The sequence below is a fragment of the Actinacidiphila sp. bgisy167 genome (assembly GCF_965342175.1).
Lineage (GTDB): Bacteria > Actinomycetota > Actinomycetes > Streptomycetales > Streptomycetaceae > Actinacidiphila.
Genome location: NZ_CBDRBL010000014.1, coordinates 81,286 through 106,216, shown reverse-complemented (window position 1 = coordinate 106,216; position 24,931 = coordinate 81,286). Strand labels below are relative to the sequence as shown.

Annotated in this window: 24 protein-coding genes and 1 pseudogene; 18 read left to right on the top strand and 7 right to left on the bottom strand. The window is 71.7% G+C overall.

The window, feature by feature from the left end:
• The 6 genes and pseudogenes from ACRWND_RS08400 to ACRWND_RS08375 all read left to right on the top strand — a co-directional run.
• A pseudogene (locus tag ACRWND_RS08400) lies at positions 1-222 on the top strand (potassium-transporting ATPase subunit B); the annotation flags it as partial.
• 19 nt (positions 223-241) lie between these two features.
• Positions 242-871: a potassium-transporting ATPase subunit KdpC gene (kdpC, locus tag ACRWND_RS08395; RefSeq protein ID WP_431947581.1), complete on the top strand. Its 630-nt coding sequence runs from the start codon at positions 242-244 to the stop codon at positions 869-871.
• Positions 872-2,234: 1,363 nt separating this feature from the next.
• A complete protein-coding gene (locus ACRWND_RS08390) occupies positions 2,235-4,778 on the top strand; it encodes a DUF4118 domain-containing protein (RefSeq protein WP_431947579.1) in 2,544 nt (847 codons plus the stop codon).
• Between the two features lie 83 nt (positions 4,779-4,861).
• Positions 4,862-5,545, top strand: a complete 684-nt coding sequence (locus ACRWND_RS08385) for a response regulator (RefSeq protein ID WP_431947577.1) — start codon at positions 4,862-4,864, stop codon at positions 5,543-5,545.
• A gap of 39 nt (positions 5,546-5,584) precedes the next feature.
• Positions 5,585-5,983: an OB-fold nucleic acid binding domain-containing protein gene (locus ACRWND_RS08380; RefSeq protein WP_431947575.1), complete on the top strand. Its 399-nt coding sequence runs from the start codon at positions 5,585-5,587 to the stop codon at positions 5,981-5,983.
• 3 nt (positions 5,984-5,986) lie between these two features.
• Positions 5,987-6,745, top strand: a complete 759-nt coding sequence (locus tag ACRWND_RS08375; RefSeq protein ID WP_431947573.1) for a DUF3159 domain-containing protein — start codon at positions 5,987-5,989, stop codon at positions 6,743-6,745.
• 80 nt (positions 6,746-6,825) lie between these two features.
• On the opposite strand, the gene ACRWND_RS08370 is transcribed toward ACRWND_RS08375, so the two are convergent.
• Together ACRWND_RS08370 and ACRWND_RS08365 are read right to left on the bottom strand one after the other, a co-directional pair.
• Entirely contained in the window at positions 6,826-7,509 is a 684-nt protein-coding gene (locus ACRWND_RS08370; protein ID WP_431947571.1) for a potassium channel family protein, read from the bottom strand.
• Positions 7,510-7,624: 115 nt separating this feature from the next.
• Complete coding sequence (locus ACRWND_RS08365; RefSeq protein ID WP_431947569.1) at positions 7,625-8,293, bottom strand: potassium channel family protein; 669 nt, start codon at positions 8,291-8,293, stop codon at positions 7,625-7,627.
• A gap of 138 nt (positions 8,294-8,431) precedes the next feature.
• Between ACRWND_RS08365 and ACRWND_RS08360 the strand changes: the two genes are divergently transcribed.
• Together ACRWND_RS08360 and ACRWND_RS08355 are read left to right on the top strand one after the other, a co-directional pair.
• On the top strand, positions 8,432-10,483 hold the full coding sequence (locus tag ACRWND_RS08360) for an APC family permease (protein ID WP_431947567.1): 2,052 nt from the start codon (positions 8,432-8,434) through the stop codon (positions 10,481-10,483).
• A 106-nt stretch (positions 10,484-10,589) separates the two neighbouring features.
• The gene (locus ACRWND_RS08355; RefSeq protein ID WP_431947565.1) at positions 10,590-11,942 is read left to right on the top strand and encodes a class I SAM-dependent RNA methyltransferase; all 1,353 of its coding nucleotides are present in this window, start codon (positions 10,590-10,592) and stop codon (positions 11,940-11,942) included.
• A gap of 75 nt (positions 11,943-12,017) precedes the next feature.
• Here ACRWND_RS08355 and ACRWND_RS08350 read toward each other — a convergent pair whose 3' ends face one another.
• Complete coding sequence (locus ACRWND_RS08350) at positions 12,018-12,686, bottom strand: nucleotidyl transferase AbiEii/AbiGii toxin family protein (RefSeq protein WP_431947563.1); 669 nt, start codon at positions 12,684-12,686, stop codon at positions 12,018-12,020.
• A gap of 5 nt (positions 12,687-12,691) precedes the next feature.
• A complete protein-coding gene (locus ACRWND_RS08345) occupies positions 12,692-13,084 on the bottom strand; it encodes a hypothetical protein (protein WP_431947561.1) in 393 nt (130 codons plus the stop codon).
• A gap of 594 nt (positions 13,085-13,678) precedes the next feature.
• On the opposite strand from ACRWND_RS08345, the gene ACRWND_RS08340 reads away from it, so the two are divergent.
• A complete protein-coding gene (locus ACRWND_RS08340; protein ID WP_431947559.1) occupies positions 13,679-13,942 on the top strand; it encodes a CopG family transcriptional regulator in 264 nt (87 codons plus the stop codon).
• The gene (locus ACRWND_RS08335) at positions 13,939-14,382 is read left to right on the top strand and encodes a PIN domain-containing protein (protein WP_431947557.1); all 444 of its coding nucleotides are present in this window, start codon (positions 13,939-13,941) and stop codon (positions 14,380-14,382) included. The genes ACRWND_RS08340 and ACRWND_RS08335 overlap by 4 nt, the downstream gene beginning before the upstream one ends.
• Before the next feature lie 242 nt (positions 14,383-14,624).
• On the opposite strand, the gene ACRWND_RS08330 is transcribed toward ACRWND_RS08335, so the two are convergent.
• Positions 14,625-15,647, bottom strand: a complete 1,023-nt coding sequence (locus tag ACRWND_RS08330) for an LLM class flavin-dependent oxidoreductase (protein WP_431947555.1) — start codon at positions 15,645-15,647, stop codon at positions 14,625-14,627.
• A gap of 664 nt (positions 15,648-16,311) precedes the next feature.
• On the opposite strand from ACRWND_RS08330, the gene ACRWND_RS08325 reads away from it, so the two are divergent.
• On the top strand, positions 16,312-17,805 hold the full coding sequence (locus tag ACRWND_RS08325) for an IMP dehydrogenase (protein WP_431947553.1): 1,494 nt from the start codon (positions 16,312-16,314) through the stop codon (positions 17,803-17,805).
• 215 nt (positions 17,806-18,020) lie between these two features.
• Here ACRWND_RS08325 and ACRWND_RS08320 read toward each other — a convergent pair whose 3' ends face one another.
• A complete protein-coding gene (locus ACRWND_RS08320; RefSeq protein ID WP_431947551.1) occupies positions 18,021-18,413 on the bottom strand; it encodes a PPOX class F420-dependent oxidoreductase in 393 nt (130 codons plus the stop codon).
• A gap of 140 nt (positions 18,414-18,553) precedes the next feature.
• On the opposite strand from ACRWND_RS08320, the gene ACRWND_RS08315 reads away from it, so the two are divergent.
• Positions 18,554-19,567: an alcohol dehydrogenase gene (locus tag ACRWND_RS08315; protein WP_431947549.1), complete on the top strand. Its 1,014-nt coding sequence runs from the start codon at positions 18,554-18,556 to the stop codon at positions 19,565-19,567.
• A gap of 152 nt (positions 19,568-19,719) precedes the next feature.
• Complete coding sequence (locus ACRWND_RS08310; protein WP_431947547.1) at positions 19,720-19,941, top strand: hypothetical protein; 222 nt, start codon at positions 19,720-19,722, stop codon at positions 19,939-19,941.
• A 69-nt stretch (positions 19,942-20,010) separates the two neighbouring features.
• Here the strand turns inward: ACRWND_RS08310 and ACRWND_RS08305 are convergent, their stop codons facing one another.
• Entirely contained in the window at positions 20,011-20,553 is a 543-nt protein-coding gene (locus ACRWND_RS08305) for a DUF1697 domain-containing protein (protein WP_431947545.1), read from the bottom strand.
• Positions 20,554-20,656: 103 nt separating this feature from the next.
• Between ACRWND_RS08305 and ACRWND_RS08300 the strand changes: the two genes are divergently transcribed.
• The 5 genes from ACRWND_RS08300 to mmuM all read left to right on the top strand — a co-directional run bounded on the left by ACRWND_RS08300 (position 20,657) and on the right by mmuM (position 24,921).
• A complete protein-coding gene (locus ACRWND_RS08300; protein WP_431947543.1) occupies positions 20,657-21,895 on the top strand; it encodes an ATP-binding protein in 1,239 nt (412 codons plus the stop codon).
• Positions 21,896-21,905: 10 nt separating this feature from the next.
• Entirely contained in the window at positions 21,906-22,238 is a 333-nt protein-coding gene (locus ACRWND_RS08295) for a nucleotide pyrophosphohydrolase (protein ID WP_431947541.1), read from the top strand.
• 233 nt (positions 22,239-22,471) lie between these two features.
• Positions 22,472-22,927: a DUF6099 family protein gene (locus ACRWND_RS08290; protein ID WP_431947539.1), complete on the top strand. Its 456-nt coding sequence runs from the start codon at positions 22,472-22,474 to the stop codon at positions 22,925-22,927.
• A gap of 118 nt (positions 22,928-23,045) precedes the next feature.
• Positions 23,046-23,969 (top strand): LLM class F420-dependent oxidoreductase, encoded by a 924-nt coding sequence (locus tag ACRWND_RS08285; RefSeq protein ID WP_431947537.1) that lies wholly within the window; start codon positions 23,046-23,048, stop codon positions 23,967-23,969.
• 31 nt (positions 23,970-24,000) lie between these two features.
• Positions 24,001-24,921, top strand: coding sequence for a homocysteine S-methyltransferase (gene mmuM, locus ACRWND_RS08280; RefSeq protein ID WP_431947535.1), 921 nt, complete (start codon positions 24,001-24,003; stop codon positions 24,919-24,921).
• Positions 24,922-24,931: the final 10 nt, after the last annotated feature.

The following is a 24,931-nucleotide window of genomic DNA, read 5'->3' as shown; positions in this document are numbered from 1 at the left end:
TCGTCGCCGCAGTCCGCGATCCTGTCCGCGGTCGTCTTCAACGCGCTGATCATCATCGCCCTGGTGCCGCTCGCCCTGCGCGGTGTGCGCTACCGGCCGACCGGCGCCGACCGGATGCTCCGCCGCAACCTCGGGATCTACGGAGTCGGCGGCCTGATCGCCCCCTTCGTCGGCATCAAGCTGATCGACATGCTGATCTCCCTGCTCCCCGGATTCCACTGACGAAGGCGTACGGAGAACCATGAACGCGTCCGTAGCCCCCTCTGCCCGGCTGGTCTGGAGCGCCCTGCGTGCGCTGCTGATGCTGACCGTCGTCCTCGGCGTCCTCTACCCGCTCGCGGTGTGGGGGGTGGCCCAGACGGCCTTCCACAACCAGGCAAACGGGTCCGAGGTCAGAGTCGACGGCAAGGTCGTCGGTTCCGCGCTGATCGGCCAGAACTTCGCCACGGGCAAGGACTTCGCCCCGAACCCCAAGTGGTTCCAGCCCCGTCCCTCGGCCGCCGACGCCGACGCAGGAGCCGGGCCGTACGACCCGACCTACACCGGCGCCTCCAACCTCGCGGTCACCAGCAGGACCCTCACCGGCCTGGTGAAGGAGCGCAAGGCGGAGGTCGCCGCCTTCAACGGGGTCCCGCAGTCCGAGGTGCCCGCGGACGCGGTCCAGGCCTCCGGCTCCGGTCTGGACCCCGACATCTCCCCGGCGTACGCGCACATCCAGATCGCGCGGGTGGCCAAGGCCAACGGGCTGAGCACCGCCCAGGTCGCCCGGCTGGTCGCTGCGCATACGGACGGCCGGCAGTTCGGCATCCTCGGCGAGCCGACCGTCAACGTTTTGGAACTCAACATCGCCCTGGGGCGGCTGACCGGCTGACGGCCGCGGCGGCGCGGTGGTGTGCTTGATCGACGGGCAGGGCCGGACGAGTAGATCCGAAGTTCGCCCAAGGGCGGCGATGGCGGCCGGCATCCGGCACTACGACACGATCGGTGCCCCCGGGCGCCGGGCGCCTACGGCGATTCCGTATCGGTCAACCGCCCGATCACCGGGTGGACAGGCCGCCGTGCGGGCTGTTGACCCCCAGCGACACAGACCCGCCGACGAGGTGGAGGTGGTTCGGGAAGTAGTCATGTGAAGGTGGCCGCCGTCCTCGGCGGCGGCCATGGCACGCAGATCGTCCGCGAGTGCCGCCCTGGCAGACTCGTCACCACTGATCACCTGGACATGCCGCTGGGCATCGGTGTGGATGCGGACCCCAGGGCCGGACCCTTCCTGACGGCGACGCCCGCCAGGCTGTCGTCGCCCGGCGCACGAGCGGAGCTGAACAGCCTCCCATGGTGCCGCCAAGCAAGATCGCCCGTCCACCACCCAGGCCGGCACGATCCGTGAGAAGCAACCGAGCACCTCAGCGCTCATCGTCCGGCGGTGGCGAGGGAGCGCCGGCTGACCCCGGGCATCCCGCGCCCCGCTGCGGGAACCGGGACGGACGGCGTCAGAAAGGCGTCAGGCGGGGGGACGCGGGCGTCAAGGGACCGCCAGTAACCGCCCCTGGAGCCGGCCGGCGGGAGAGAGTGAAGGCACGGAGGGAGGCCTGCGCAGGCCGCTCGGCAACGCGGAGGGGGCGGCGGAAGGGCGCACACCGCCGTCGCCGAGCAGCGGCGGCGGGCGCCACCCGGTCCGGATCCTAATGCGGTGGGGATTCCGGGCCGGGAGAGGGCACCGCGTTCCGCGAAGGCCTCCCTTCGGTGGGGGATGTGTCGGGTCGGCCCCGCGTCGTACGGTGACGGCGTCGGCGTGCGGCCGCCCCGGCAGGAACTTCTCGACGGCAGCCCGCGCCGGGGTCCCGCGAGCACCGTCCGCTCAGGCCCCTGGATCACCGGACCCCGGAAAGTGGCCGCCCCGCAACCGACGCCTTGCGACGGTTGGTGTCATGCCTCCCTCGACCGCAGCGCGCCCCACGCGCTCGCGAGCGCCCGGTTCCGGCGATGCTCCGGCCCCAGCCGCGCCCTCGGCCCCGAATACCGCGGCATCACCACCCCGACCTGCGGCGATCCGCTCGCGCAGCATCCGCGCGAAGCGTTACCCCGCCAGGCTGGTCTCCTCCGAAAGGAGGCGTCAAGGACGCGTCAACGTGTTCCCGGAAGGGGCGCCTCGCCCGATTTGTCCGCTCCTGGGACCATAGGATTCCCAGTGTCGGACGGGCCCGGAAGGGGCACGCCACGAGGCGGAACGTGGAGCCATGGCACGCGGGACTTTGCGGATATACCTGGGGGCGGCCCCAGGAGTGGGCAAGACCTACGCGATGCTCTCCGAAGCCCACCGGCGACTGGAGCGCGGCACCGATGTCGTCGTCGCCCTCGTCGAGCACCACGGCCGCGCCCGCACCGAGGTCATGCTGCACGGACTGGAGGTCGTGCGGCGCAGGGAGATCGAGTACCGCGACACCGTCTTCACCGAGATGGACGTCGACGCGGTGCTCGCGCGCCGGCCCGAGGTCGCGCTGGTCGACGAGATGGCGCACAGCAACGTGCCCGGCAGCCGCAACGAGAAGCGCTGGCAGGACATCGAGGAACTCCTCCAGGCCGGCATCGACGTCATATCGACGGTCAACATCCAGCACCTGGAGTCGCTCGGCGACGTCGTCGAATCGATCACCGGGGTGCGGCAGCGCGAGACCGTGCCCGACGAGGTGGTCCGGCGTGCCGACCAGATCGAACTGGTCGACATGTCGCCGCAGGCGCTGCGCCGCCGCATGGCGCACGGCAACATCTACGCCTCCGACAAGGTCGACGCGGCGCTGTCCAACTACTTCCGGCCCGGCAACCTGACCGCGCTGCGGGAACTGGCCCTGCTGTGGGTGGCCGACCGGGTCGACGAGTACCTGCGGCAGTACCGCACCGACCACGACATCTCCGCCACCTGGCAGGCCCGTGAGCGCATCGTGGTCGGCCTCACCGGAGGCCCGGAGGGGCGGACGCTGATCCGGCGTGCGGCGCGGATGGCGGCCAAGGGCGCGGGCGGGGAGATCCTCGCCGTCCACATCGCGCGCAGCGACGGCCTGACGGCCGGCTCGCCGAAGGAACTCGCCGTCCAGCGCACGCTCGTCGAGGACCTCGGAGGTTCCTTCCACCACGTCGTGGGCGACGACGTCCCCGGCGCCCTGCTGGACTTCGCCCGCGGCGTCAACGCCACCCAGGTGGTGCTCGGCACCAGCCGCCGGCCCGCGTGGCAGTACGTCTTCGGGCCGGGCGTCGGGGCGACCGTGGCCCGCGAGTGCGGGCCCGACCTCGACGTGCACATCGTCACGCACGAGCACGCCGCCAAGGGGCGCGGACTGCCCGTGGCGCGCGGCGCGCATCTCGGCCGCAGCCGGGTGATCGCCGGCTGGGCCACCGGTGTGCTCGGTCCCGCGCTGCTCTGCCTTTTCCTCACCCAGTTGCATCCCGCACTGGGCATCGCCACCGACATGCTGCTGTTCATGACCCTGACGGTCGCGGCGGCCCTGGTCGGCGGCCTCTACCCGGCCTTGGTCTCGGCGGTGGGCGGCTCGATACTGCTCAACTACTTCTTCGCCGCGCCCCTGCACACCTTCACCATCGCCGAGCCCGAGAACCTGATCGCCATCACGATCTTCGTGGTGGTCGGTGTCGCGGTGGCCTCCGTGGTGGACCTGGCGGCACGCCGCACCCACCAGGCCGCCAGACTCCAATCCGAGGCGGAGATCCTGTCGTACCTGGCCGGCAGCGTGCTGCGCGGCGAGCACTCGCTGGACGCCCTGCTGGAGCGGGTGCGAGAGACCTTCGGCATGGAGTCCGTCTCCCTGCTGGAGCGGGCCGACGAGCACGGAGCGTGGACCTGCGCCGCGGGCGTCGGCGACCGGAGGTGCCCGCGTCCCGAGGACGCGGACGTGGAGGTGCCGGTCAGCGACAACCTCTCCCTCGCCCTCGTCGGCCGGGTGCTGCCCGCCTCCGACCGCCGGGTGCTCTCGGCCTTCGCGGCGCAGGCCGCCGGCGTCCTGGACCGGCAGCGGCTGGAGGACGAGGCAGCCAGGGCCCGTGAGCTGGCCGAGGGCAACCGCATCCGCACCGCCCTGCTCGCCGCCGTCTCCCACGACCTGCGCACCCCCCTCGCCGCCATCAAGGCGGCCGTCACCTCACTGCGCTCCGACGACGTGGCCTGGTCGCAGGAGGACGAGGCCGAGCTGCTGGAGGGCATCGAGGACGGCGCGGACCGGCTCGACAACCTGGTCGGCAACCTCCTCGACATGTCGCGCCTGCAGACCGGCACCGTCACCGCGCTGATCCGCGAGGTGGACCTCGACGAGGTCGTCCCCAAGGCGCTGCGCGGCGTCCCCGACGACAGCGTCGTCCTGGAGGTCCCCGAGACACTCCCGATGGTCTCCGTCGACCCCGGGCTCCTCGAGCGCAGCGTCGCCAACATCGTGGAGAACGCCGTCAAGTACAGCCCGCCCGGCGCCCAGGTGCTGGTCGCCGCGAGCGCCCTGGGTGACGGTGTCGACCTGCGCGTCGTCGACCGCGGCCCCGGCGTCCCCGACGCAGCCAAGGAACGGATCTTTGAGCCCTTCCAGCGGTACGGCGACGCCCCCCGCGGCAATGGCGTGGGCCTCGGCCTCGCGGTGGCCCGCGGCTTCGCCGACGCCATGGGCGCCACCCTGCGGCCCGAGGACACCCCGGGCGGCGGACTGACGATGGTGCTCACGCTCCGGGCCGCGCCCGGCAGTGCCCCCACCGCCCCGGACCTCCCGGCCGGGGCCACGACCTGACCCGCGTCCGCACCGCAACGCACCCCCGACGCTCCACCCCGCACTCCCGCTCCACCCCGCATCGTGAAGGAAAGGCAGGCTCCATGAACCGGGTGCTCGTGGTCGACGACGAGCCGCAGATCGTGCGCGCTCTCGTGATCAACCTGCGGGCCCGCAAGTACGAGGTCGACGCCGCGCACGACGGCGCCACCGCGCTGCAGCTCGCCGCAGCCCGCCACCCCGACGTCATCGTGCTCGACCTCGGCCTGCCCGACATGGACGGCGTCGAGGTGATCCGCGGGCTGCGCGGCTGGACCCGGGTGCCGATCATCGTGCTCTCCGCCCGGCAGGCCTCCGACGAGAAGGTCGAGGCCCTCGACGCGGGAGCCGACGACTACGTCACCAAGCCCTTCGGCATGGACGAGCTGCTGGCCCGGCTCCGCGCCGCCGTCCGCAGGGCCACGCCCGGCGGCCCGGAGGACGGCGCCGCGACCGTGGAGACCGAGTCCTTCGTCGTCGACCTCGCCGCGAAGAAGGTCAACCGCGGCGGCGCCGACGTCCGGCTCACCCCCACCGAGTGGCACCTGCTGGAGGTGCTCGTACGCAACACCGGCCGCCTGGTCAGCCAGAAGCAGCTGCTCCAGGAGGTCTGGGGCCCCTCGTACGGCACCGAGAGCAACTACCTGCGGGTCTACATGGCCCAACTGCGGCGCAAGCTCGAGGCCGACCCCGCGCACCCGCGGCACTTCATCACGGAGCCGGGCATGGGCTACCGCTTCGAGAAGTGATCAGTGATTCGTCCACCCCGGCCCGGTACCCTTCCAGGTATGAGTGGTTCCACCCGTTCGGACCGGCCGGCCGGCCGCTTCCGCAAGATGCTCGACCGATGGTCCAGCTCCCAGGAGGAGCTGCACTCCGACGAGCTGCGGCAGGACACCGCGGACGTCGGGTGCACCCGGATCTGCGACTGCTCCGATCGCGACATAGTGACGGTGACGGGTACGCTACGCGCTGTCACCCTGCGGCCGCGGGCCGGCGTGCCGGCCCTGGAGGCCGAGCTCTTCGACGGCTCGGCGCCGCTGGACGTGGTGTGGCTCGGCCGGCGCAGCATCGTCGGCATCGAGCCGGGCCGCAGGATCATCGCGTCGGGGCGGATCGCCATGAACCGCGGCCGCCCGGTGCTGTTCAATCCCAGATACGAGTTGCGTCCGGTCGGACAGGAGTAGCCGGTGGTGTCGATCGACAAGCGGACCGGGGCACAGCCCACGACCGGAGCCGAGGGGAGGCCAGGGCACGACGCGGCCGCCTCCAAGGCGGCGGCCGACCGCGCGCTGCTGGAGGCCTTCGGCGGCGTGTGGGGAATGATCGACACGACGGTGCCCGGCCTCGTCTTCGTCCTGATCTACACGATCAACCGGGACATCCACACCGCGGCGATCGCGGCGCTGGGCCTGTCCCTGGTGCTGGCACTGGCCCGCCTGGTGCGTCGGCAGACCCTCAAGCACGCCTTCAGCGGCGTCTTCGGCGTCGCGTTCGGCGCTGTGTTCGCGATGATGTCGGGCGACGCGAAGAACTTCTACCTGCCGGGCATGCTCTACACCCTCGGGCTCGCGGTCGCCTACGTGGTCTCCGCGCTGCTGAAGTACCCGCTGATCGGACTGCTGCTCGGACCGATCCTCAAGGAGAACCTGTCCTGGCGCACGCGGAACCCGGGCCGGCTCGTCGCGTACACCAAGGCCACCTGGGCCTGGGGTGTCATCCTGCTCGTCAAGTCGGCGATCCTGTTCCCGCTCTACATCTGGGGGAACGCCACCCAGCTCGGCTGGGTCAAGGTCGCCCTCGGCATCCCGCCCTTCCTGCTCTGCGTCTATCTGACCTGGATCTTCCTGGCCAAGGCCCCGCCGCCGATCGACGTGATCGCGGAGATGGAGGAGGCCGAGCGGCTCGAGAAGGCCGAGCGCGCCGCCAAGGAGGCCACCGGCAGCTGACCCGGCGCCCCGCGCCCGGCGCGCCGAACGCACGAGGGGCGGCTGGAACCCACGGGTTCCGGCCGCCCCTGTCCGTAGGACTACTCCTGGGCCCCGGTCCCGGCGCTGCGCACCGAGAGCAGGTCCTCCAACTGCTCCTCGCGGTGCGGGGAGGCCACGAAGAGCAGCTCGTCGCCCGCCTCGAGCGCGTCGTCCTTGGACGGGGTGAGCACGCGGTGCCCGCGGATGATGGTGACCAGCGAGGTGTCCTCCGGCCAGGCGACCTCCCCGACCCGGGTGCCCACCAGCGCGGCCTCCTCCGGGAGGGTCAGCTCGACCAGGTTCGCGTCGCCCTGGCTGAAGCGCATCAACCGGACGAGGTCGCCGACGCTCACCGCCTCCTCCACCAGCGCCGACATCAGGCGCGGGGTGGAGACGGCCACGTCCACGCCCCAGGCCTCGTTGAAGAGCCACTCGTTCTTCGGGTTGTTGACGCGGGCGACGACCCGGGGGACGCCGTACTCCGTCTTGGCGAGCAGCGAGACGACGAGGTTGACCTTGTCGTCACCCGTGGCGGCGATCACCACGTTGCAGCGCTGCAGCGCGGCCTCGTCCAGCGACGTGATCTCGCAGGCGTCGGCCAGCAGCCACTCCGCCTGCGGGACCCGCTCCACCGAGATCGAGGTCGGATTCTTGTCGATCAGCAGGACCTCGTGGCCGTTTTCCAGCAGCTCGCCCGCGATCGAGCGGCCGACCGCACCGGCCCCGGCAATGGCGACCCTCACAGTGCTCCCTCGTTCTTCCCCTGGGCCGCCGCCCGGGAGAGGCCCCCGTCCGTGCCCGCGCGGCGACCGCGCGCCCTGCCCGTCGTCTGCGGCCCGAGGGCCGTGTGTGCGCCGCTCACCGGTGGGCCTCCTCAGGGCCCTTCGCGCACGCGGCCTCCACCTGTTCGACCTCGTCCGTGCGCATCATCACGTGCACCAGGTCGCCTTCCTGAAGGACCGTCTCCGAGGTGGGAAGCATCGCCTCGCCCAGCCGCGTGAGGAACGCCACGCGCACCCCCGTCTCCTCCTGGAGCCGGCTGATCTTGTATCCCACCCAGGCGGTGTCCGTGTGCACCTCGGCGAGCTGCACCCGCCCGCTGGGGTCGCGCCACAGCGGCTCGGCGCCGGCCGGCAGCAGGCGGCGCAGCATCTGGTCGGCCGTCCACCGGACGGTGGCGACGGTGGGAATGCCCAGACGCTGGTACACCTCGGCCCGCCGGGGGTCGTAGATGCGGGCGGCGACATTCTCGATCCCGAACATCTCCCGGGCCACCCGGGCCGCGATGATGTTGGAGTTGTCACCACTGCTGACGGCCGCGAACGCGCCCGCCTCCTCGATGCCGGCCTCGCGCAGCGTGTCCTGGTCGAACCCGACCCCGGTCACGCGGCGCCCGCTGAACCCGGCGCCCAGGCGGCGGAACGCCGTCGGGTCCTGGTCGATCACGGCCACTGTGTGACCTTGCTGCTCAAGGGAGTGCGCGAGAGTGGAACCCACTCGCCCACACCCCATAATCACGACGTGCACGACCGTCCTTCCGGCTGCCAACAATTCCGGCCCGAACCCTCTCAGGGTCTCAGACCGCGCCCAAAGCTACACACGCACGTATTCCCGTGATAGGTGGGCGGGGGATCGGGAGTCTTGACGATCCTCTAACATCGCGGGGTGTCCAAACTGACCGACCTTCCGAAACGGATCCTGATCGGGCGGGCCCTCCGCAGCGACAGGCTCGGAGAGACGCTCCTCCCCAAGAGGCTGGCGCTCCCCGTTTTCGCCTCCGACCCGCTGTCCTCCGTGGCATACGCGCCCGGAGAGGTGCTTCTCGTCCTGTCGATCGCGGGAGTGTCGGCCTACCACTTCAGCCCCTGGATCGCTGCCGCGGTCGTCGTACTGATGTTCACCGTCGTCGCCTCGTACCGGCAGAACGTGCACGCCTACCCCTCCGGCGGCGGCGACTACGAGGTCGCGACGACCAACCTCGGCCCGCGTGCGGGACGCACCGTGGCCAGCGCCCTGCTGGTCGACTACGTGCTCACCGTGGCCGTGTCGGTCGCCTCGGGCGTCGAGAACCTGGGCTCGGCCGTGCCGTTCTTCGTCGAGCACAAGGTGCTGGGCGCCATCGGCATGATCGTCCTGCTCATGGTGATGAATCTGCGCGGGGTGCGCGAGTCGGGCACGATCTTCGCCATCCCCACCTACGCCTTCGTCTTCGGCGTCTTCTGCATGCTCGCCTGGGGCATCTTCCGGATCGCCTCCGGCCACGAGATGCACGCCCCCACCTCCGACTTCACGATCAAGGCCGAGCACGGCCACCTGGCGAGCCTCGCGCTCGTCTTCCTGCTGCTGCGGGCCTTCTCCTCGGGCTGCGCCGCGCTCACCGGCGTCGAGGCGATCAGCAACGGCGTGCCCGCCTTCCGCAAGCCGAAGTCGAAGAACGCCGCCACCACGCTGGCGCTGATGGGCGTGCTGGCCGTGACGATGTTCTGCGGCATCATCGCGCTCGCCATGAACACCGGCGTGCGGATGGCCGAGAACCCTGCTGTCGACCTGCTGGTCGACGGCAGGCCGGTCGGCCCGGGCTACACCCAGGACCCGGTGATCGCGCAGGTCGCCTCCGCCGTCTTCGGCGAGGGATCGATCCCCTTCGTCTTCCTGGCCGGAGCCACCGCGCTCGTCCTGTTCCTCGCCGCGAACACCGCGTACAACGGATTCCCGGTGCTGGGCTCGATCCTTGCCCAGGACCGCTATCTGCCGCGCCAGCTGCACACCCGCGGGGACCGGCTCGCCTTCAGCAACGGCATCGTGCTGCTCGCCGCCTTCGCGTGCGTGCTGGTCTACATCTACGGCGCCGACTCCACCCGGCTGATCCAGCTCTACATCGTCGGCGTCTTCGTCTCCTTCACTCTCAGCCAGACCGGCATGGTCCGGCACTGGAACCGGCACCTGGCCACCGAGACCGACCCCGCCGTGCGCCGCCACATGATCCGCTCCCGGGCGATCAACACCTTCGGCGCCTTCCTCACCGGGCTCGTCCTCGTCGTCGTACTGCTGACCAAGTTCACGCACGGGGCCTGGGTCGCCGTCCTGGGCATGGTCCTCTTCTACGGCATGATGACGGCCATCCGGCGCCACTACGACCGCGTCTCCAACGAGCTCGCGGCCACCGAGCAGCGCGGCGAGGAGGAGGTCAAGCCCTCCCGCGTGCACTCGATCGTCCTGGTCTCCAAGGTGCACAAGCCCACGCTGCGGGCCCTGTCGTACGCCAGGCTCTTCCGGTCGGACACGCTGGAGGCGCTGAGCATCAACGTGGACCCCGCCGACACCAAGGCCCTGCAGGCCGAGTGGCAGCGGCGCGGCATCGACGTGCCCCTCAAGGTGCTGGACTCGCCGTACCGCGAGATCACCCGGCCGATCATCGACTACGTCAAGGGCCTGCGCCGCACCAGCCCCCGCGACGTCGTCTCGATCTTCATCCCGGAGTACGTGGTCGGCCACTGGTGGGAGCACCTGCTGCACAACCAGAGCGCGCTGCGGCTCAAGGGCCGGCTGCTGTTCACTCCCGGCGTCATGGTCACCTCCGTGCCCTGGCAGCTGGAGTCCTCCGAGCGTGCGAAGCTCCGCGCCCGCAAGGGAGCCGAGTGGAGCGCTCCGGGCTCCGTGCGGCGCGGAGAAGTGGGGCGGCTCACCCGGGGCCGGGAGCCCGGCGGCCGGGCGTGAAGCGCGGGCTGCCGCGAGCCGTAGACTTGTCAGCTGCTCGTTCTTCCCGTCCGCGGTTCCCCTCGTGACCCGTGTCCCTTCGTGACCCCCAGGAGCCCGTCCCGCCATGCAGCACCGTACGAAGGCCCCTGAGGCCGACGCGCTCGTCGGCGAGCGCTACGAGGTCGAGGTCGGCCCGGTCGCGCACGGCGGCCACTGCATCGCGCGGACGGTCCTGCCGGGCCACGAGCGGCCGCAGGTGATCTTCGTCCGGCACGCGCTGCCCGGCGAGCGGGTCGTCGCCGAGATCACCGAGGGCGGCCCGGACTCGCGCTTCCTGCGCGCCGACGCCGTCGAGGTCCTCAAGGCCTCCCCGGACCGCGTCGAGGCGCCCTGCCCGTTCTCCGGTCCCGGCAAGTGCGGCGGCTGCGACTGGCAGCACGCCGCCCCCGGTGCCCAGCGGCGGCTGAAGGTGCAGGTGATCACCGAGCAGTTGCAGCGGCTCGCCCACCTCACGCCCGAGGGGGCCGGCTGGGACGGCACCGTCGAGCCCGCCCCCGGCGACAAGGTCGCCAAGGGCGAGGTCCCGGCCTGGCGCACCCGCGTCCAGTACGCCGTCGACGCCGAGGGCCACGCGGGTCTGCGCCGCCACCGCTCGCACGAGGTCGAGCGCGTCGACCGCTGCCTCATCGCCGCCCCCGGTGTCTCCGAGCTCGGCGTCGAGTCGCGCGCCTGGCCCGGCATCGCCTCGGTCGAGGCCATCGCCGCCACCGGCTCCTCCGACCGCCAGGTGATCGTCACCCCCCGTCCCGGCGCCCGGCTGCCCATCGTCGAGCTGGACCGCCCCGTCTCCGTCCTGCGCGTCGACGAGCAGGGCGGCGTCCACCGCGTGCACGGTCGCGGCTTCGTGCGCGAGCGCGCGATCGACCGCACCTGGCGGGTCGGCTCCGGCGGCTTCTGGCAGGTCCACCCCATGGCCGCCGACCTTCTGGTCGAGGCCGTCATGCAGGGCCTCATGCCGCGCAAGGGCGAGACCGCACTCGACCTCTACTGCGGCGTGGGTTTGTTCGCCGGGGCGCTGGCCGATCGGGTCGGTGAGACCGGTGCCGTCCTCGGTATCGAGTCCGGCAAGCGTGCGGTGGAGGACGCCCGGCACAATCTGACCGACTTCGACCGCGTCCGCATCGAGCAGGGCAAGGTCGAGTCCGTACTGCCGCGCACCGGGATCACCGAGGCCGACCTCGTCGTCCTCGACCCGCCCCGCACCGGCGCGGGCCGCGCCACCGTGGAGCACGTCGCCTCCCTCGGCCCCCGACGCATCGCCTACGTCGCCTGCGACCCCGCGGCCCTCGCCCGCGACCTCGGCTACTTCGCGGCCGCGGGCTACACCCCGCGGCGGATGCGGGCGTTCGACCTCTTCCCGATGACGCACCACGTGGAGTGCGTGGCGATCCTTGAGCCTGCCGTGAAGGGCGCTTGACCTGAGGCTTTGTGGCGCAGGCGGCGGATTTTAGCGCGCAAGTCCAGCAGTCTCACCGCGACTCATTTGGACGTATCAGCCGATGTCCGGATCATCGGCCTCTTCGAGGAGGCGGGCCGCGAGGTCGTCGGCCCACTCCACGGCCCAAGCGCGGAGCGCGGTGATCGTGGCGTCATCGAGCCCATAGGCGGCGAAGGCTTCATCGTCGGTCCACTCGGCGCCCGTGAGGTTCGCCTGCAGATCCTCGCGCTCGAAGCGGCCGTGGGCGTGGCGACGGCCGAACTCCTCGAGCTCGGCATTGGTCCAGCGGCGGGAGGCCGCGAACACGTCGATCAGGTCGCGGGGGGCTCCGCGGTCGGCGAGGGCGCGGACCTTGGTCCCGATCACATCCTCCTCCGCGAGGACGGGACCGTACGGGCTCTGGGCGACCGGCCGCGAGAAGATCTCCTTGAGGATGTCGACTTCGCACTCCTGCCCGGTGGCGGGGTCGGACACGGTGAAGCGGGCGGACAGCGGGGCGGTTTCCAGCGCGTGCACCGTCCAACCGCGGGCTTCCAGGCCGGCGCGGAGCGTAGCGGCGATGTCGGCCATGGGCGCCGGGTTCTCGGTGGCGACGTCGAGGTCTTGGCTGGGGCGGTTCACGAGGCGATGCGCCCGCACGGCGTATCCACCGGTGAGAACCAGGGGATACGGGGAACCGAGCGCGATCACGTCCGCCAGGAGCCGCGTGTGCAGCTCCGGCATGTCAGTCACGCGGCTGCCCGGGTGCGTGAGGCCAGCTGGGGGAAGGCGTCTTCCCATACGGCGCGCACGGTGCGGCCGACGAGGGTGCGCAGTACCGGCCACAGCTGGAGGAGGAGGTCCTGGTTGAGGTAGCGGGGAAGGTCGTCGTGCAGGCCCTCGTGCAGGACGGTGCGGTACAGCCCCATGCGCTGGCGCGGTTTGCCCAGGTCGTACGAGGTCATCCCGGACCAGGCCATGTGCAGTGGTAGCTCCACGACCCCCTGGGTCGGACCGTGCAGCTCGTTCAGCGACTCCGGTAGACGCCGCCGGAACTTTTCCCGGTACAGCCCCAGGTCGTCGGCGTCCGCGCCAGGGAGGTCCCTCGGCGGGGGTGCGGCGTGCTGTGAGCTGGGGGGCATGAGTCCATTATGGCGGCCGGAGGAGGGGTGCGGGTCATGATGAGCGAGCCGAGTCTGGAGCGCGAGGGGCAGATCCTGCTGGGGGAGCCGGTTGTGACAGCTTGGTCTGCCCCGAGGTAGGCGGGATGAGCTTTCGGCCGTGACGCTCGTTTGACGCTCTGGGCCTCTGCACGCCTCGTGATGAGCCGTGAAGGCGTCTCTGACCTGGCCTTTTCCCTCACTCGCTCAGGCTGACACCTTCCCTATGACGCATCACGTGGAGTGCGTGGCGACCCTGGAGCCGGTTGAAAAGGTTCGCTGTCCTGAAGTCTTGTGGTGGTCGTGATCCGCTCACCTGTCTTTGCCAGGCCGACACATGAAGCGCTGGGCTGGGCAGGGGCCTCGGGACAGGGGCCGGCTCTCCTTGAGCGGGAGCCTTGCGCGCTGCTTCCTTCGCGGCGACCGCGGGCGGCCGCGAAGCTGAACGCCACGTACGGGACCCCCTGCACCACGAGGCGGGACACGACGGTCCGCTGCCCGGTCGGTACGCGTCGCTCATGGGGGGTCAGAGTCGACGGACATACATCATTGTGGTACATGGACTAGTCTTGGTACATGACGATGAAGCGCACCAACGTCTATGCGGATCCGGAAGACCTCGAGATCATCAAGGAGGCGGCGAAGCGGCGGGGCGTCAGTGAGGCGGAGATCATCCGCCAGGGCATCCATCTCGCGGCCATGGCCAACCGGGTATGGGACGAGCCTTTGTTCTCCCGTACCTTTCGGGGATCAGGCCGCACCCCCGGCAAGCATGACGTGCGGGACACCGTCGCCGATGCGGTATGCCGCGAGACCGGGGCCGCCGGGACCGCTGCGTGATCGTCGTCATCGCGGACACCTCCGGGCTGCTTGCGGCGCTCGACTCCGGCCACCCCAAGCACCAGGCGTCGAACGAGGCGATCATGGCTGCTGGGCTCCTGGTGATGTCCCCGCTGTTGCTCGCGGAGATCGACCACGTTGCGACGTGCGAGCTCGGCCGGGAGGCGGCGCTCAGCGCGGTCGACGACATCGGGCATTGGGTGCGTCGAGGCCGCGTCGTTCTGCCCGAGATCACGGACAGCCACCTTGGTGTCGCCCAGTCGGTGCGCGCCCGCTATCGCGACCTGGACCTGGACCTGACGGACGCGGTGAACGTGGCCCTTGCCGCCGAATACGATACCGACGCCGTACTTACGCTCGACCGTCGCGACTTCCGGGCTGTGCGCCCATTGGGCCGGCACAAGGTCTTCCGGGTGCTGCCCGATGATCTTCCGATCTGATGTCGGACGCCGCCCGAGAGTGTCATCGGATTTTTCGTGGGTCGTGACGCCCGCACACCTGTGGAGCCTTGGGTGGCAGATGCCGCTGGTGGTGTCCGTCGGCGTCCGGGGCCTTGAGGGCCCCGGGGCTCTCGACACGCGACAGGAGCCCGCACGCATACAGCCTCACCTCCGGGGGGCCGGGAGCGGCTGATGTGCCCATCACAGCCGACGCCCGGCCCGCACGCGGGGGAGCGGAGCACTCAGCGCCAGCCGAGCTCCGGTGCCACGTGTGTGAGGATGCTCTCCAAGACGTGGACGTTGTAGTCGACCCCCAGCTGGTTCGGAATCGTCAGCAATATGGTGTCCGCGGCCTGGACGGCCTCGTCCTGCTTGAGCTCCTTCACCAGCACCTCGGGTTCGGCGGCGTAGGAGCGGCCGAAGATCGCCCTGGTGTTCTCGTCGATCATGCCGACCTGGTCCCGCGAGTTGCGGTCCCGACCGAAGTAGATCCGGTCCATGTCCGTGGTCAGGGCGAAGATGCTGCGGCTGACGGACACCCGCGGTTCGCGGGTGTGGCCCGCCGCCTTGTACGCCTCGTGGTAGGCCTCGATCTGCTTGCGCTGCTGGACGTGCAACGGCTCGCCCGTCTCGTCGTCCTTCAGCGTGGAACTCTGCAGGTTCATCCCCAGCTTCCCGGCCCAGACGGCTGTCGCGTTCGAGCCGGAGCCCCACCAGATCCGCTCGCGAAGCCCCGGCGAGTGCGGTTCGACACGCAGCAGGCCCGGCGGGTTGGGAAACATCGGCCGCGGGTTCGGCTGCGCGAAGCCCTCGCCGGTGAGTGCCGTGAGGAACTCCTCGGCGTGTCGGCGCGCCATGTCGGCGTCCGTCTCGCCCTCCGCGGGGCGGTAACCGAAGTAGCGCCAGCCGTCCACCACCTGTTCCGGTGAGCCGCGGCTGATGCCGAGCTGCAGCCGGCCGCCTGAGATGAGGTCGGCGGCGCCGGCGTTCTCGGCCATGTAGAGCGGGTTCTCGTAGCGCATGTCGATGACGCCGGTACCGATCTCGATCCTCGAGGTCCGCGCACCGATGGCCGACAGCAACGGGAAGGGGCTGGCCGCCTGCCGGGCGAAGTGGTGCACGCGGAAGTACGCGCCGTCCACGCCGAGTTCCTCGGCGGCGACCGCCAGATCGATGGACTGGTGCAGGAAGTCGGCGGCCGATCTGGTGCCCGAGTGCTCGCTCGGTGACCAGTGGCCGAACGAGAGAAACCCAATCTTCTTCACCTTTGTTCGAACCGAGCGGCGACGACGTTTGATTCCCGCGCCGGCAGGGCCGACATCAGCGGACACCGCACGGTGCCTGGCACGTGAGTACGGCTGCCTGCTCGGCAGGGACAGGTCGTCGGCGTTCGCAAGAGGTGGCCCCGCTGACAAGGCTCGATGTGCGGAACTCGCTGTCGGAGCCCAGGGTTGGGGAAAACCTCAGGGAAAGACCCGATCTCCGGCGGTGGGGCCCCTGTCAGCCCCAGGGCCCGGGAACGTCGCGCCGCCGGTTCGGTCACGCACTCCGTGCAGGCGCCTGCCGTGCCCCTGGCTCGCTCCCGCCGGACAGGCGGTGGTGGCTGGGGAGCGCGTCGCGTTCCCTGGAACCGGCCGTGAAGGGCGCCCGACCAGGGCCGGGCGGTGCGCGTCGGGCGGGGCGATAAGATCACGCATGGCGTGATGGAAGTCAGCGCCTGTGCAGCACCCGGGCGGAAGCGGCTCAGCGTGCCCTCGCCGCCGGTCCGGCCGCGTGCGAGCACTGACTCGCCGGGTGGGTGCGCCCGCTCCCGCCTTGTCGGGAGCGCGTTCTTCTGACAGTGCGCCGCCGGCGTCGATCCGCACTGCCCGCACGGGCCTCGTCGATCCGTCGTCGACCGGAGCATGAGGCCCCCGTCCTGGAGACGACGTGAAGATCCTCCCCGAGATTTCCCGCACGCTCAGCGAGTACCTCCTCATCCCGGGCCTCACCACGGAAGACTGCACGCCGGACACCGTGGATCTCGGGGCGCCGATGGTGCGTCACCGGGTCGGGGAGGATCCCGCGGTCCGTGTCGCCACGCCTCTGGTGAGCGCCATCATGCAGGCGGTGTCGTCACCGGCGCTGGCTGTGGCGCTGGCGCAGGCCGGTGGCCTGTCGTTCATCCACCAGAACCAGCGGATCGAAGAGCAGGCCGCGGATGTACTGGCGGTCAAGCGGCACAAAGCCGGCTTCCGTACCGTCGACGTCACCGTCGCCGCGCAGACGCCCCTCGGTGAGCTCGCGCGCCTGCTGGCCGACACCGAGCACGGCCTGGCCGTGGTGACGGAGAACGGGGAAGCGGACGGCGCGTTCCTGGGGATCATCAGCCGGGACGACTTCCACCTGGAGCGCCACGGAGCCCTCGAGACCGCCGGCAACCGGATGCGGGGCAGGGAGGGACTGATGACCGCGCCGGCCTCGGTCTCGCTGTCGGACGCGAACGAACTGATCTGGAGGCACCACCTGGACGTCCTGCCGGTGGTCGAAGGGGGCCGGGTCGTCTCCCTGGTGCTCAAGAGCGACTACCAGGCCCACAAGACGTACCACCGGGCGAGCGTGGACGGCGAGAAGCGTCTGCGGGTCGGGGCCGGCATCAATTCCCGGGACTACAAGGACCGTATCCCCGCCCTGATGGAGGCCGGTGCCGACGTCCTGTGCCTGGACTCCTCCGACGGCTATTCCGTGTACCAGGCCAAGACCCTCGAATTCGCCCGGGACGCCTACGGCGAGGACGTCTTCGTCGGTGCGGGTAACGTCGTCGACGGTCGGGCCTTCCGCTACCTCGCCGAGGCCGGTGCGGCGTTCGTGAAGGTCGGGATCGGCGGCGGCGCCATCTGCACCACCCGGGAGCAGAAGGGCATCGGCCGCGGACAGGCCTCCGCGCTGCTCGACGTGGTCCAGGCGCGCGACGCCTACGCCCGGGAGACCGGGGTGTACGTGCCCCTGTGCTGCGACGGGGGCCTGCTGAGCGACGCGCACATGGCGGTGGCGCTGGCGATGGGAGCCGACTTCGTCATGCTCGGCCGCTACTTCGCGCGGCTCGACGAGAGCCCGTCGCGCAAGCTGCAGATCGACGGCCAGTGGTACAAGGAGTACTGGGGTGAGGGCTCGCGGCGCGCACAGAACGCCGCCCGGTACGGCCAGCGCGGCCGGATGGCGTTCGAAGAGGGCGTCGACGGCTATGTGCCCTACGCCGGCAGCCTGTACGACACGGTGGAGCGCACCCGGGCGAAGCTCACGTCGACGATGATCAGCTGCGGGTCGACGAACCTGCGGGACTTCCACCGCGACGCGGTGCTGGTCCCGGTGTCCGCCGAGTCCTTCAAGCAGACGGGGGCGGAGGTGCAGTTGCGCCGTCCCGCCATCGACGCCGGGGAGTGAGCCGAGGGGCGGGCCGCCGCGGGGACGGGACGCGATGCTCGCGCGAAGATCGCCCGGGAGGGTCCCTCAGGGACGGCCTGACGCCCCCTCGCTCACCCGTTCGGGCGTCGCTCGCGGTACCGCCTGGGCGCGCGGGCCGCGGGCGGTGACGTCCGGCTCGACCGGGCCTGCCGGCAGGTCGCCCGGCGAGCCGGCGCCCTCGATGACGCCCCGCGTCACGGCGTGCCGCTGACGCTCTGGGCCTCGATCATCAAGATCACGCGCACCTGGTCCCGGCCCCCGTACCACGGGTACGGCCCGCCGGTGTACCTGTGCGAGAGCTTCTCGATGTGCTCCTCCGCGCCCTGCGTGGTCACCTCGAGCACACGTCCGCGGACCTGGAAGTAGCGGGACGGGTCGTCGGGGTCGCACACGGCGACGGCCACCCGCGGGTCACGAGCGATGTTCCGCGTCTTCACGTGGCTCTGAACGCTGTTGACGAGCAGGTGCTCGCCGTCGGTGTCCACCCAGGTCTGCGTCACCTGCGGGGAGCCGTCCGGCATGGTGGTCGCCAGGAAGCACGGACTCGGACGGCGCAGCAGGTCCAGGAGGTCGGCGGGGGGCTTCACGGTCGTCCTTCCGTCTGCTGGGCGCAGCCTACGCTCCCGGCGGACGGGCGAGCGCCGCTCGACGCGAGAAAAACCGGTCCCCGGGTCACGATGAGTGGAAGGGCGCTACGCGCCGCGACTCCTCACACAGCGGACGGGCAATGAACTCCATGCGGGTGGCCCAGGTCTCGGAACCGGGCGGACCATTCGACATCGTCGAGCGCGAGATGCCGGAGCCGGGACCCGGCCACGTACGGATCGCCGTCGAGGCCGCGGGCGTCTGCCGCACCGACGCCGACTTCGTCCACAACGCGTTCCCGGGGCAGACCTTCCCGCTCGTCACCGGCCATGAGGTGGCCGGGCGCATCGACGCCCTCGGGGAGGGAGTGCGGTACTGGAAGGTGGGCGACCGCGTGGAGGTCGGCTGGTTCGGTGGGAACTGCGGCCACTGCCCGCCCTGCCGGGAGGGCGACTTCATCGACTGCCAGAACCTGCGGGTGCCCGGATGGGCGTACGACGGCGGCTACGCCACCCACATGGTCGCGCCGGTCAACGCGCTGGCCCGGATCCCCGACGAGCTGAGCGCTGTGGAGGCCGCCCCGCTCGGTTGCGCCGGCGTCACCACGTACAACGCCTTCAAGAGGAGTTCCGCCCGGCCCGGTGACCTCGTCGCGGTGATCGGCATCGGCGGCCTCGGTCATCTGGCGGTGCAGTACGCGGCCAAGTCCGGCTACGAGACGGTCGCCGTCGCCCGCGGCGAGGACAAGCGGGCCCTGGCCATGGAACTCGGCGCCCACCACTACGTCGACAGCGCCGCGGCCGACCCGGCGAAGGAACTGCAGGCCCTCGGCGGTGCCGCCGTCGTGCTCGCCACCGCCTCCAACTCGCAGGCCATGGCGGCCGGCGTCGACGGTCTGCGACCCCGCGGCCAGCTGATCGTCGTCGGCGTCGACGATCGGCCGCTGCCCATCAGCCCTGGCCAGCTGATCCTCGCGTCGCGTTCGGTCGTCGGCCACCCGTCCGGCACCTCGCGCGACGTCGAGCACACGATGAACTTCAGCGCGCTCACCGGGATCCGGCCGATGACCGAGACGGTACCGCTGGCGGAGGCCAATGAGGCGTTCGCCCGCATGATGTCCGGAGCAGCGCGTTTCCGCATGGTCCTCGTGCCCTGAGCGGGCCTGGGCAGCGCCGCGGTTCGCCCGGGTGCGCGGCGCGCGGTCGCGCCTGGGGCCGCCTCCAGCCGGCAGATGACCGCTCGCCAGGTCGCCGACACCGGCGCCGATCCGTCCCGGGTGTACGTCACAGGGCTCTCCGCGGGGGCGCCATGACCGCGGTGACGACGGCGGCCTACCCGGACGTCCACGCGGCGGGCGGCGTGGTCGCCGGGATGCCGTACGGCTGCGCACACGCGGCGCCCTCGCCGTACCCGTGCATGCAGCTCGGCGCGACGCGCGGGGCGGCCCCGTGCGGCACGGCAGCGGCCTCCATGCTGGACGTGGACCTCTGCGCCGCGTACCGGCTCGGGACGGGCTGGGTCCTGGGCTGAGCCGGGCATCCGGGTGGCGCCGGCCGACGGCGCGGCGGCCGGCTCACGCGCGCTCGCCGGCCCCGCCCGTCACCGCGCGGCCATCGCCACCAGGCGGGTCACGGTGTTCCAGTTGCGGGCCGTGGCCGTCAGCCTCAGATGCTTCTCCCACAGCGTGTGGGACAGCCGGGTCTTCTGCACCCCGCCGGGGCAGTGCACGTAGATCTCCCGCGCGCCCGGGCGGAACTCGTCGGGTGCGAAGCCGTCCGGGTCGAGCCCGGCGATCCGGTCCGGCTCGACCGGCCCCGACAGGAAGACGACCAGGAAACGGGCGGCGTCGACGCCCGTCATGTCGAACGGGTTGTGTTCGACGACCCGGGTGAGGTCCGCCGCCTCACGCACGAGGCACGGCACCTTCCGGCCGTCGAAGGCGGCGGCGACGGCCGACTCCAGGGCCTCGGCGAGCTTTCCCGGGTCGGCGCCCTCGTGCTCGAACAGGGCGTTGCCGCTGCGCAGATGGGTGCGTACGGACCGCCCGCCGATCTCCTCCAGCAGCCGACGCAGGTCCTGCATCGGCAGCTGGGTCGTCGGCCCGACGTTGATCCCGCGCAGGAGCGCCACGTAATCCGTCACCCGGCCACACTAACCGCCGCCTCGCCGCGGCTTACCCCCTTTCGGAGGACCACGGGCCCGGCGGAACGGTTCGGCACCGGCTCCCGCCGCTACGTTCACGTCCATGAGCACGAAGCGTGACCGCCCGATCGTCACCGAACTGCGGCTCTCCGCCTTCAAGTCGCACCGAGGCGCGAGCTTCCCGCTCGGGCCGCTCACCTTGCTGGCGGGGGCGAGCGGCACCGGCAAGTCCAGCGTCCTGGAGGGGCTGGGCCTGCTCGGCCGGCTCGCCGCCGGCGAGGAGCTGGCCATGGCGTTCGACGGCGTGCGCGGGGGAGTGGCGGCGTGCGTGCCCCACGCGGCCAGGCCGGACGCCGAGGGCCGGCGCGGTTTCCGCATCGGGTGCACGGTGGACGGCGGGGTCGGTCCCGTCGCGCTCGACGTGGCCGTGCAGACCGAACCCGAACTTCGCATCGTGGGCGAGCGGCTGACCGGCGCCGGGGAGACCCTGCTCGCGACCGCGCTGCGCGACCCGGGTCGGCGTACCGTCCAGGCGGCCTGGCACACCGCTGGGCTGGTCCAGGTGACCCGCGCCCCGCTGCCCGACGACCGGCTGGCGACGTCCCTGCTGCCGCTGCGTGTCGCGGGCACCACCGAAGGACAGCGGCTGGTGCTCGCCGCCGCCGAGCAGATGGTGCTCGCGCTGCGCGGCGTGTTCCCCGTCGATCCCCGGCCGCACACGATGCGGGAGCCCGCCCGGGTGGCCGACGGCCTGCTCCGCGGCGGCTGCGACAACCTCTCGGCGGTGCTGCGCCGCACCCAGGGCGAATGCCGCACCCGGCACGCGGCGCTGGTCGGTGCGCTGCGTGCGGTGTGCAGCCCGCCCGTCGAGGGGCTGACGGTGATCCCGGCCGCGGCGCCGCCGGAGCCGGGGACGGGGGCGTACGCGGAGTCCGTGGTGGCGGCGATCGACCGGGGAGCGCAGGGGCTGGTGCCCGTGGACCGGCTCGGGGACGGGGAGTTGCGCTTCCTGGCGCTGGCGCTGGTGCTGCTCACCGGGCCGGGCGTGCTGGAGGTGGACACCAGCGGCGAGGTGCCGGACGCGGTGCAGGTCCTCACGGTGCTGGCGGACGGGCTGGACGCCGGCCTGGACGCGGTGCAGTCGCGGCAGTTGCTGGCGCTGGCGGCGCAGGTCGCCGAGCGCGGTCACATCAGGCTGCTGGGCACGGTGCACGACCCCCGGGTGGCCGAGGGGGCGCAGGGGGTGACCCTGCTGCGTCTCGGGGACGCCGCGGCCGACCGGGAACGGGCGCCGGCGCAGGGGACGGGACCGCAGCACCACGCGGCGGCGGCGATGGGGTAGACCTGCGGGTGTGACCGAGGACCTGCACGCTCTGCAGCGCCGGCTGGCCGCCTTCGCGGCCGCCCGGCGCTGGGAGCCGTACCACACGCCCAAGAACCTGGCCGCGGCCCTGAGCGTCGAGGCCGCGGAGCTGCTGGAGATCTTCCAGTGGCTCACGCCCGAAGAGGCGCGCGCGGTCATGGAGGACGCCGACACGGCGCGGCGGGTGCGGGACGAGGTGGCGGACGTCCTCGCGTACCTGCTGCAGTTCTGCGAGGTGCTCGGCGTGGACGTGCTCGAGGCCCTGTCCGCCAAGATCGACCGCAATGAGTCGCGCTTCCCGCTGCCGGGGGACGGGGACTGAGGGGGCGGCCGCCGGTGCGCCGCGCCTACCGCGCGTGTCGGCGCCCTGTGCCGCGCGACGGTGATGCCAGGCGGGGTGCCGCGTCCTCGTCGGCCCGGTACTCCGCGCCGTTCACTCGGGCGGGTGATGGCGTTGTCCACAGGGAAAACGCACCCCTTCCCTCTCGCGTCACGGCCGGTCACTCTGAGTGAAGAACGGGATCGACGGGGAGACGGGGCGGAGGTGCGTCGACGATGGACGCGGTACGGCTGATCCGGGCCACGCGGGAGGCGCTGAGGAGCGGCGGGACCGAGCGGGAGCTGATGGCCGAGGCCTGGCAGGTGCAGGCGCTGACGGAGGCGATCGGCAGCCACCTCGCCCTCCACGGGGCCTCCGAGCTGCGGACCCCCGGCTTCTCCGTCTGCGAGGCCGGTGGCCGGGCCTGTGGCGCCGCGTGGCCGCCGGGGGTGGCGTCGGGACCGTTACGCGCGTCCATGCTCACCGGTGTGCGCGAACCGGCCGGGACCTTGCGCGAGCTGCGTGAGCTGTTGTCCGAGCTGGGGATGGCCCTGGTCTCGGTGGCCTGCACCGCCGAGAGCGAGACGGAGTACTGGCAGTGCATCGAGGCGGTCGACGCCGCCGACGAGTCCAAGGACCGGGTGGGTGTGCTCCTGCGCGCGGTCGAGGCATGGCAACGGGAGAGCGCATGACCGGCAAGTCGATCCTGCGGCGGTGGAGTTGGTTGGTCGCGGCCGTTCCGGGTGCGGGAGAGTGCCGTATGCGCGGGGGTGTCGACCGGTCCGGGGCGAACGGGTGCAGGATGGAGCCATGGATCTTCGCATCTTCACCGAGCCCCAGCAAGGGGCCTCGTACGACACCCTGCTCTCCGTCGCCAAGGCGACCGAGGAGCTCGGGTTCGACGCCTTCTTCCGCTCCGACCACTACCTCAAGATGGGTGACGTCGACGGTTCGCCGGGGCCGACCGACGCGTGGATCACCCTGGCCGGTCTCGCCCGCGAGACCAAGCGGATCCGGCTCGGCACGCTGATGACGGCCGCCACCTTCCGGCTGCCCGGTGTGCTCGCCATCCAGGTCGCGCAGGTGGATCAGATGTCGGGCGGGCGCGTCGAGCTCGGCCTGGGCGCCGGGTGGTACGCGGAGGAGCACACCGCGTACGGCATCCCGTTCCCCAAGGACAAGTTCGCCAGGCTCGAGGAGCAGCTGGCCGTCGTCACCGGCCTGTGGTCGACACCGGCGGGCGAGACCTTCGACTTCAAGGGCACCTACTACACGCTGGAGAACTCTCCGGCTCTGCCCAAGCCGGCCCAGGCCAAGATCCCCGTCCTGATCGGCGGGAACGGTCCCACGCGCACCCCGCGGCTCACCGCCCGCTACGCCGACGAGTTCAACATGCCGTTCGGCTCGCTGGAGGACACCGCCCGGCAGTTCACCCGGGTGCGGGAGGCCGCCGAGGAGTTCGGCCGGGGCAAGGACGAGATCGTCTACTCCAACGCGCTCGTCGCCTGCGTCGGCAAGGACGACGCCGAGGTCGCCCGCAGGGCCGCGGCCATCGGCCGCGAGGTCGACGAGCTCAAGGCCAACGGCCTCGCGGGTTCGCCCGCCGAGGTCGTCGACAAGATCGGCCGCTACGCCGAGCTCGGTGCCACCCGCTTCTACCTGCAGATCCTGGACCTGAGCGACCTCGGGCACCTGGAACTGATCGCCTCCGAGGTCCAGTCGCAGCTCGGCTGAGCCCCGGCACACCGCACAAGGAGCACCCGCGATGCCCGCACCCGGCCGGCCCCTGGCGCAGGCGCTTGCCGAGGGCGTCGTCGTCCTCGACGGCGGGCTGTCCAACCAGCTCGCCGACCAGGGCTGCGACCTCGGCGACGCCCTCTGGTCCGCCCGGCTGCTCGCCGACGCGCCGGAGCAGATCGAGGCGGCCCACACCGCCTATGTGCGGGCGGGCGCGCGGGTGCTCATCACCTCCAGCTACCAGGCCACCTACGAGGGCTTCGCCGCACGCGGCATCGGACGGCGGGAGGCGACCGCCCTGCTGCGGCGCAGCGTCGCCCTCGCCCGTGCCGCCGCCCGAGACCGGGACGACATATGGGTAGCGGCGTCCGTGGGACCGTACGGCGCGATGCTCGCGGACGGCGGGGAGTACCGGGGCCGCTACGGGCTGAGCGTCGCGGAGCTGGAGCGCTTCCACCGGCCCCGGATGGAGGCGCTGGCGGAGGCCGGTCCGGACGTCCTGGCGCTGGAGACCGTGCCGGACACCGACGAGGCGGAGGCGCTGCTGAGGATCGTCGAGGGCCTCGGGATGCCGGCCTGGCTGAGCTACACCGTCGCCGGCGTGGCGACCCGGGCCGGGCAGCCCCTGGAGGAGGCCTTCCGGATCGCTGCGGACACGAAGGCGGTGATCGCCGTCGGCGTCAACTGCTGTGATCCTGCGGACGCCACCCGCGCCGTGGAGACGGCGGCGGCGACCGTGGACCGGCCCGTGGTGGTCTACCCCAACAGCGGCGAGACATGGGACGAGCAGGCCCGCGACTGGCGTGGCGGATCGGTCTTCGATCCGGCCCTGGGGCCCGCCTGGCACCGGGCCGGCGCCCGGCTCATCGGGGGGTGCTGCCGGGTCGGGCCCGGGCAGATATCCGCCCTCGCCCGCTCACTCGCCCCGGGCCGCGAAAACCGCTGGTAGAAGCGGCGGC